The following is a 7,885-nucleotide window of genomic DNA, read 5'->3' as shown; positions in this document are numbered from 1 at the left end:
GCTGGCGCACCGGGACGGGCGAGTTCCGCAACGTCGGGGACCCGCCCGCGGGCGCCCGGCTGGTCGAACCGACGCTGGAGGACGGCTATCTGCTGGCGCTCGGCGGCGACCCGGTGGCGGAGGTGGCGGCATGACGGCCATGACGGGGACGCGGGTAGCCGCGCCGAAGCCGGAGCCGGAGTTCGTAGGGGCCCAGGGCGGCGTACGGGCGGTGCTCGCGCTGGCCCGGGTCGAGGCGCGGCGCCTGTTGCTGCACCCCTTGGTGCTGGTCGCGCTGGTGGCGTACCTGACGCTTCTGATCTGGCCGAGCAGCGAGTCGGAGGACGCCTATCCGGTCCTGCAGGACATCGACCGCGAGACACAGCTCGGACAGCTCATGCTGGGTCTGGCGGTGATGATCGCCGTGAACCTGGCGGTGCTGCGCTCGCACCGGCGCGGCACGGACGGGTATTTCGGGGTGCTGGTCCTGCCGCCGTGGCGGCGCACGGTCGCGCATGTGCTGTCGGTGCTGCCGACGGTGCTGGTGGGGGCGCTGATCGTGGCCGGGCAGTTCACGGCCGCGGCACTGAAGCCCGGGGCGGTGGGCCACGGCTCGGTGTCCGAGCTGGCGACCGGGCCGCTGCTGATCCTCCTGCCCGCGGTCCTCGGTGTGCTGCTCGCCCGGCTCGTCCGGTCGGCGTTCGTGGCACCCCTGGCCGTCGTCGCAGTCCTGGCGGCCACCATGGTCTTCGCCGCCGACTCGCGGAGCCCGGCCTGGCTGCGCGGGCTGGCCCCCCTGGTGTTCGACGAGGGCGCACGGCCGCTGCCGTCCGACCTGCTGGGGCGGCCCGCGGCATGGCACGCGCTGTACCTCCTGGCGCTCGCGGTGCTGCTGGCGGCGGGCGCGGTGCTGTTGAGCGGCGGCCGGACGCGGGCCGTACGAGCCACCGCCCTGGGGGCACTCGGCGCGGTCCTGACCGCCGTGGTCCTACAGGGCTCGGCACCTACGGACGCGGTGCGCGAGGCACGGGAGGTGGCGACCCGTGACCCGGCGGCGGTGCAGGACTGCGAGCGGCGCGGTGCGACGACGTACTGTGCCTTCCCCGAGTTCACGCCCTGGATCGGCGAGTGGGCCCGGGTGACGGACGAGGTGCGGTCGCTGGCCGGCGAACCGGACACGACACGGGCACTGACCGTACGGCAGAAGGTCGCCGCGCTCGACGGACCGTCGGGCGGCAGGGAGATCTCAGCCGCCGCGTCCGGAGAGTTGACGGCGACCACGGCGTGGGGTGGCGAGCGGGAACTGGAGTTCGCCGCGAGCGTCGCCCGGGGGCTGGTCGTGGGGCACGAGCGCTACGAAGGAGTGCACTGTGACGCACGGGGCGTGCTGATGGTCTGGCTGGCGGTCCGGGCGACCCGGGACGGCGAGGCCATGTTCGAGAAGACCGGTGACGGTTTCAACAGCCCCGGGGTGATTCAGGCCCCGGTGACCGCGGTCGCCCTGCGGGGCCGTGAACTCGCCGTGTTCCAAAGGTTGTTGGCCGAACCACGGGCAGAGGTGGACCGCAGGGTGAAGGCGTCCTGGGCGGAGCTCTCCGCCTCCGGTACGACCACCGACCGCGCGGCGGCCCTGCTGGGTGTCACCGCCCCGGCCGAGACCGCCGAGGACCGGGAGTACCAGTGCGCGTGAGGCGGTGGCTCCTGGTGGTGACGGCCCTGGTGCGGCCCACGGTGCGGTCGCTGCCGTGGACCCTGTTCGCCGCCGGCTGGGCACTGGGGCTGGCCATCGCCGCCGTACCGGTGCTGTTCTCGATGGCCCTCCCGGCGGAGGTGTTCGTCAACCTGGTGCGGGTGGCCGCGTTGTGCGGGGCGGTGGGGATGGCGTTCGTCCTGGACGATCCCGCCCGGCACACCACCGGTGTCCCTCCCGTGCCGCGTCCGCTGCGGCAGGCGTTGCGCGTGGCCGTCGTCCTGCCGGCGGTCACGGCCTGGTGGGTGGCGGTGCTGGCCGTGCTGTGGGCGGGCGCCGGCACCGGGGAATGGGCCGCGTTGCCGTCGGGAGCGGTCACGGCCGAGGCCGGCACGCTGTGCGCGCTGGCGCTCGCTCTGGCCGCGGCGGCGGTGCGGTTCAGCGCCATGAGTGTGCCGGGGCCCGCAGTGGTGGGGGCCGTACTGGCGCTGCCGGTCACGGCCGGCGCGCTCCTCCCACCCCGCTTCGCGCTCTTCGTACCGCCGGGCGACCCGCGCTGGGACGACGCCCACGTGCTGTGGGCCGGAGCTCTCGCCGCCGTGCTCACCGCCTGGCTGGTGTGCGCCCCGGAGCCGCGCCGCCGCTTCGGAGGCCTGCGCCCGCGGCGCGGCGGGGACGGCTGACCTCCACCGACGGGCACCGGTGGCGCTGGGGGTGCGGACCCCGACCGTACGGGAGAACCTGGGCTGTACCTCCCGGAGGAGAACGATCATGACCCGACCGGTCCACGCATCTTCGCGCGGGGTGCGCCGGATCACCTTGGACGCCGCAGGGGTGCCGTTGTCCGCGCTGCTCGTCGAGCCGCCCGACGGTTCCGCGCGTGCCGTCGTGGTCGCGGTGCACGGCGGCGGCATGAACGCGGGCTACTTCGACTGCCGGGCCCACCCCCGGCAGTCGCTGCTGACCCTGGGGGCGAGCCTCGGCTACACCGTCCTGGCCGTGGACCGGCCGGGCTACCGGCACTCCGCCGCCCGGCTGTCCCAGGGACAGGACCTGGCGGAGCAGGCCGTCTCACTGCGCGCGGCTCTGCGGGACTTCGCCTCCCGCCACACCACGGGCGCGGGTCTGTTCCTCCTCGCCCACTCCTACGGCGGCAAGGTGGCGCTCACCGCCGCCGCGGACCCCACCGGTCTGCCGCACCTGCTCGGGCTGGACATCTCCGGCTGCGGCCACGTCTACGCCGTCGAGCCGCAGGAGCTGCCCACCACCCACGACGACGGTGGCCGACTGCGCAGGAGCTGGGGGCCGCTGCGTCTGTATCCGCCCGGCACCTTCGCGGCGATCGGCTCGGTCGTCGAGCCCGTGCCCGCCCTGGAGCGGGCCGAGCTGGCCCGTTGGCCGTTGCTCTTCCGTGCCACGGCGCCCCGTGTCCGCGTGCCCGTACGGCTGACCTTCGCCGAGCACGAGGCGTGGTGGCGCCATGACGATGCGGCCCTCACCGATCTGGCCGCGCACTTCACGGCCACCTCGCGTGTGCACGTGGATCGCCAGCCGGCGGCCGGGCACAACATCAGCCTCGGGTGGGCTGCCCGCTCCTACCATCTGCGCGCCCTCGCGTTCCTCGAGGACTGCCTGGCCTCCCGCGAAGCGACCCTCACTCCGCACCCGGCCGTCCGCCCCCTGCCGTCCACGACGGCCTCCTGACCGTCCCCCGCCTGCTCGGGACGGCCTTCCGCTCGCTGCCCGTCCGCGACTTCCGGCACGTCGGGTGCGGACAGGTGCTCTCCGTGTCCGCAGATCGCACCGGCCGTCGGCCGCCGGGCCATCGCAGGCTCGCCTGGCAGCGTGCGGGCGCCGAGTCCAGTGAGTCGGGCGGCGACCCACGACACCGGGGCCGGCCGGGCGCTCGCCGTGCACCCCTCGGCGCCCTCCTGGACGGCAGGCCCCGGCTCATCGGTAGCCTGCTTCTTCATGACGCGCGCTTGGATTCTGCCGATGCTGCTTGTGTGCTGCGGCTCGGTCGTCGCGACGGGGCTGGTCTTCAGAGGGAGCCCCGTCGGAGCAGTGGTACTCCTGGTCGTTTTCGTACTGCTGGCAGGCGTGAACTCGCCTCTGCTCTTCCCGCGGTCGATCGGCGCGCTGGAAGCGCAGAGCCGCAGCGCGGTCGACGGGCGGCCGGTCGTCTACTGGCGGTCGGGCTGCAAGTACTGCCTCCGACTGCGCATCCGGCTGGGCCGGAGCGCCCGGCAACTGCACTGGGTCGACATCTGGCGCGACCCGGCCGGAGCGGCGGCGGTGAGGTCGGCCAACGACGGCGACGAGACCGTGCCGACCGTGTTCGTGGCGGGCCTGCCGCACGTCAACCCCACTCCTGAGTGGGTACGCGAACAGCTCGTCCCTCCCGCTTGAACCACGCGACGGCAGGCTGCCGGGGCCGCGATGGTGCGTGTTTCCTCGACGTCGGCGGTGGACGCGGTCGGCGAAGGCGTCCCGGAGTCCGACCGGCGTAGGCTCCGCGCGCCCGCCGACTTTCCCGGCGCCCCTACGGCCCGCAGCGATCCGAGCGGAGCTTGGTCCCATGGAGTGAAGCCGGGGACGTTCAAGGGCTGTGCGAGGACTCACTCTCCCCGCATCCACGCCCGCGTTCCGAACGAGGCACACGCGCGTGAGGCCACCGCGGCCGCTTCGCGCAGGGCATCCGCGAAGCCCGGCGACGTCACGTCGTCCCGCACCGCGAGACCGTGGGCGAGCGCACCGTGCAGGACGTCACCCGCGCCCAGCGTGTCCGCCACCCGTACGGCAGGGACATCCACCGCGCCCCCGCTGCCGGGCCCGGCCCACACGATGGGATGTCCGCCCCGGCTGACCGCCGACCAGCCGACCCCGTTGTCCCGCAGGAACCGCAGGGTGTCCGTCGGCGCGGCCGGGCGCGTCCCGGCGCCGGGCGGGCGGAAATCGTCCGAGCAGACGGCCACGTCGATCCACGGCAGCAGCCGCTCCGTACCGGCTTTCCAACTGCCCCCGTCGAGAACGGTCCGGCTTCCGGCGGCACGCGCCGCGCGGGCGGCGACCGTGGCCAACTCCAGGTGGTGGCCGTCGAATTCGACGACGTCACTGGCCGCCATCAGCGCGTCGAGGCCGTCGGGCGGGGCGAGCCGGTGAGCCGTCGCGTTGGTCGAGGCGACGGCACGGTCTCCGCTGGACGCGGTCACCAGGACGGACGACACGGCGGGCGGCTCGACCGAGTCGGCCGCCAGGTCCACCACGGTCACGCCCAGCCGGTCCAGGTCCGCCGCGACGGCGATCCCCAGCGGATGGCAGCCGATCGCGGTGAGCAGCGTGGCCGCGCCGCCCAAGTGGGCGAACGCGACGGCCGCGTTCGCGGCCGGACCGCCCGCGGCCACGACCTGCTCACGAGCCGTCAGCTTCTCGTTGGCGCCCGGCACGTGGTCGACGAGCTGAATCACATCCAGCGTGCACAACCCGACGAACAGACCCTGTGGGCGTTTCCGCGCCGCCACCGCCGGCTCGTGGACTGACTCCATCAAGGTTTCCGCTCTCGTGTCGCACGGTCGACTCGGTGACCATCTTCCACGACGGTCGCTCGGACGGCATCGTCGCGATGGGCCACTGGCCCTGCGTCGGCCGACGGGGAACGGTTCACCGGTGAGAGGCCGGTCCTGCCCCGTCTGTCAGGTCAGCATCCTGCGGACGAGGTGTAGGAGGCGCTCCTCCAAGCGCCGTTGAGGTAGATGTGGTACACCCCGTTGATCCGCCGGAAGGTGACCTGCCCCGAGTTCTCCCATCCGACGTACCTGATGTCCCGGTTGTTGCCGAGGTCTTGGAGGGAGTTGTCCGCGACGCCCATGGTGATGGGCCCCGCGCTGCCGTCGTCGTCCAGGTCGTACCAGTTCTGGAAGGCCTTGGTGGCCGCGATGGTGCCGGTGCCGAAGTCGCAGTCGATGGCTCCGGTGTAGAACCCCTCAGCCTTCATGACCAACTGCCACAGCGCCACCGCCCTGGTGTTGTTGTTGGAGTTGTGATCCACGGGGCCCTCGTCGCCCCAGTCGTTCCGCACACCGGCGTTGCCCCAGTCGGCGCCACCGATGACGCCGCTGGAGACCGACGCGCCGGCCGTCGGCGCCGTCAGGACGCCGCCGCAGACGATGGCCGCGGTGGTGAGGGCCAGGGTGATGCGCTTGGAGAGTCTCAAAAGGTGTGTCCTTTCCTCTGACGGCGATCGTCACCGAGCCGTCGGGGTCGCAGATGGTGGTGTCGCGTCCGGCGATGCGCCGGGACGAGAGACGACGCCCTCGTACAGCCGCCGGCAGGCCGCGGGCGCGACTCACCGGGGTCGGCGGGACGAAGTCCTGCCCTTGTGACACATGGCAGGCACACCGGTCGGCCCACCCCACCCGGTGGTTCGGGCCGCGACGCGGCGCCAGGACTTGAGTGTCACGGGTGAGGGGTGGGATGTCGTTGTCGATCGGCGCCACCTCGTTGACAACGCGTGCCAGCCCTTTCCTCGCGCTGGGATCATGGGTGCAGCCGACGGTATTCCTGGGGGCTGAGCCCGTGGGCGGTGCGGAAGGCGCGGCTGAAGTGGGCGGGGTCCGTGAACCCCCAACGGGCGGCGATGGCGCGGACGGGGTGCGCGTGCAGGCGAGGGTCGGCCAGGTCACGGCGGCAGAGCTCCAGCCGACGGGTGCGGATCCATCCGGCGACGGTCATGTCCTCCTCTCCGAAGAGCCGGTGCAGGGAGCGCAGGGAGATGTTGTGGGCTGCCGCGATCATGCTCGGGGACAGCTCGGGGTCGCCCAGGTGCCGCTGGACGAAGGCACGGATCTCCAGCAGTCGCGCATCGCGGTGGGCACGCTCCGGCACCGGCGTGCCCGTCTCCAGGTGATGGGCCAGGAAAGCGGTGACCAGGTCGAGGGTGACGGTCGCCAGGCGGGCGCCGTCCGCCGCGGTGTAGGCGGCGGCGCCCGCGGTGAGCTGGGTGAGGTAGCCGGACAGCAGGGTGCCCATCGGCTCCCGCACGGACAGGCGCATGCCCGTGAGCCGGCGGACCTGGTCGGCCGGGAGCGGCAGCAGCGCCCGGGGGAACTGCACCAGCACTGCTTGCACCGTGTCGTGGCCGGCGGCCGCCCAGCCATGCCATGGACGCGAGGTGTCGTAGAGCACGGCCTCGCCCGGCCCACTCGTGATGTCACGGCCGCCTTGCCGGATCCGGTGGCTCCCGCGCAGGGTGAGCAGCAGTTGTAAGGACTCGGGATCGGAGGAACGGATCATGCTCGCCGGCCGACGTGACTCCAGCGACGGATAGGCCAGTGCGGACACCTGCACCCCGCCCAGATCCAGCACCCGCGCGTCTGCCCGGAAGTCCGCTTCATGGTCACTGCGGAGCACGCTGGGGGCGAACGCGCGGGCCGCCATGTCGTACCAGGAGGCGAACCGCTCGGCGACCGGCAGGTCCTGCGTCCGGAATCGCGTCACCAGCACCGTGCGCTCTCCCACGACGAGGCCCTGCTCATCGACGGCTCCCGCAGCCTCAACACCCTTACGGAGGACGGTACTTGGACTGGGGAGAATACCGGTGCCGTTCGGCGCGGGTGATCTTCGGGAAGGTCGTGGCCCGAATCCTCCCGGACGCCCCGTGGCCTCCCGCCCAGGCTCCCGCCGCTCCTCGGCGTCCCCGTCGGGGGCACGCAGGTACGCCGGCGGCACCGTCGGCGTCGGCCGAATCCCGGCCTCCCGCCCCAACCGCCGTACCCCTGCGGCGAATTCGACCAACGGACCTGACGGACCTGACGCGCCTGATGGGCCTAACGGACCGTCCCCGTCGTCCAGCGGTCGCTCACCGCGCGGCATCGCCGCACCTCCCCCATGGTCCCCGCAGTCCCCTGTGGCTCCCCGTCCCCCGTGCCACAGCCGGCACTGCCGCTCCGCATTTTTCAGGAGTTGTGTGTTCGGCACCAGTGACCGACGCGAACGAGGTGAGAGTCGCCGGGTCCGGAGCGCACGGCCCGACCGACGGCGGCCGGAGGAGCACGGGCCATACCCCGAGAACAGAACGCCACGGGAGGAAACACGAGCATGATCAAACGAATCACCGTCTCCGGCGCGCCAGCCCCCTTCCTTGCCGCAGCCGCAGCCGCAGCCGCAGCCGCAGCCGCAGCCGCAGCCGCAGCCGCAGCCGCAGCCGCAGCCGCAGCC

General features: G+C 73.0%; 7 protein-coding genes and 1 pseudogene. 5 read left to right on the top strand and 3 right to left on the bottom strand.

Annotation, left to right across the window (positions count from 1 at the left end; all coding sequences use genetic code 11):
* The 5 genes and pseudogenes from AWZ10_RS53340 to AWZ10_RS00315 all read left to right on the top strand — a co-directional run.
* Positions 1 to 134, top strand: a pseudogene (locus tag AWZ10_RS53340) (ABC transporter ATP-binding protein); the annotation flags it as partial.
* Positions 131 to 1,669, top strand: coding sequence for a hypothetical protein (locus tag AWZ10_RS00330; protein WP_060890142.1), 1,539 nt, complete (start codon positions 131 to 133; stop codon positions 1,667 to 1,669). The pseudogene AWZ10_RS53340 and the gene AWZ10_RS00330, both read left to right, overlap by 4 nt.
* Positions 1,666 to 2,352 (top strand): ABC transporter, encoded by a 687-nt coding sequence (locus AWZ10_RS00325; protein ID WP_234360989.1) that lies wholly within the window; start codon positions 1,666 to 1,668, stop codon positions 2,350 to 2,352. The genes AWZ10_RS00330 and AWZ10_RS00325 overlap by 4 nt, the downstream gene beginning before the upstream one ends.
* 88 nt (positions 2,353 to 2,440) lie before the next feature.
* Positions 2,441 to 3,373, top strand: coding sequence for an alpha/beta hydrolase (locus AWZ10_RS00320; RefSeq protein ID WP_060890141.1), 933 nt, complete (start codon positions 2,441 to 2,443; stop codon positions 3,371 to 3,373).
* 267 nt (positions 3,374 to 3,640) lie between these two features.
* Complete coding sequence (locus AWZ10_RS00315) at positions 3,641 to 4,078, top strand: glutaredoxin domain-containing protein (protein ID WP_046702892.1); 438 nt, start codon at positions 3,641 to 3,643, stop codon at positions 4,076 to 4,078.
* 209 nt (positions 4,079 to 4,287) lie between these two features.
* Here the strand turns inward: AWZ10_RS00315 and AWZ10_RS00310 are convergent, their stop codons facing one another.
* From AWZ10_RS00310 to AWZ10_RS00300, 3 genes are all read right to left on the bottom strand, one after another.
* Positions 4,288 to 5,214 carry a PfkB family carbohydrate kinase gene (locus AWZ10_RS00310; RefSeq protein ID WP_046702893.1) on the bottom strand — a complete coding sequence of 309 codons (927 nt, stop codon included), beginning with the start codon at positions 5,212 to 5,214 and terminating at the stop codon, positions 4,288 to 4,290.
* 152 nt (positions 5,215 to 5,366) lie between these two features.
* Positions 5,367 to 5,882 carry a peptidoglycan-binding domain-containing protein gene (locus AWZ10_RS00305; RefSeq protein WP_052769471.1) on the bottom strand — a complete coding sequence of 172 codons (516 nt, stop codon included), beginning with the start codon at positions 5,880 to 5,882 and terminating at the stop codon, positions 5,367 to 5,369.
* Between the two features lie 323 nt (positions 5,883 to 6,205).
* On the bottom strand, positions 6,206 to 7,186 hold the full coding sequence (locus AWZ10_RS00300) for an AraC-like ligand-binding domain-containing protein (protein ID WP_060890140.1): 981 nt from the start codon (positions 7,184 to 7,186) through the stop codon (positions 6,206 to 6,208).
* Between the last annotated feature and the right edge of the window lie 699 nt (positions 7,187 to 7,885).

This window comes from Streptomyces europaeiscabiei, from assembly GCF_001550375.1.
GTDB classification, from domain to species: Bacteria; Actinomycetota; Actinomycetes; order Streptomycetales; family Streptomycetaceae; genus Streptomyces; species Streptomyces europaeiscabiei.
Note: the sequence above shows the minus strand (reverse complement) of the source record. Positions and strands in the feature narration are given on the sequence as shown.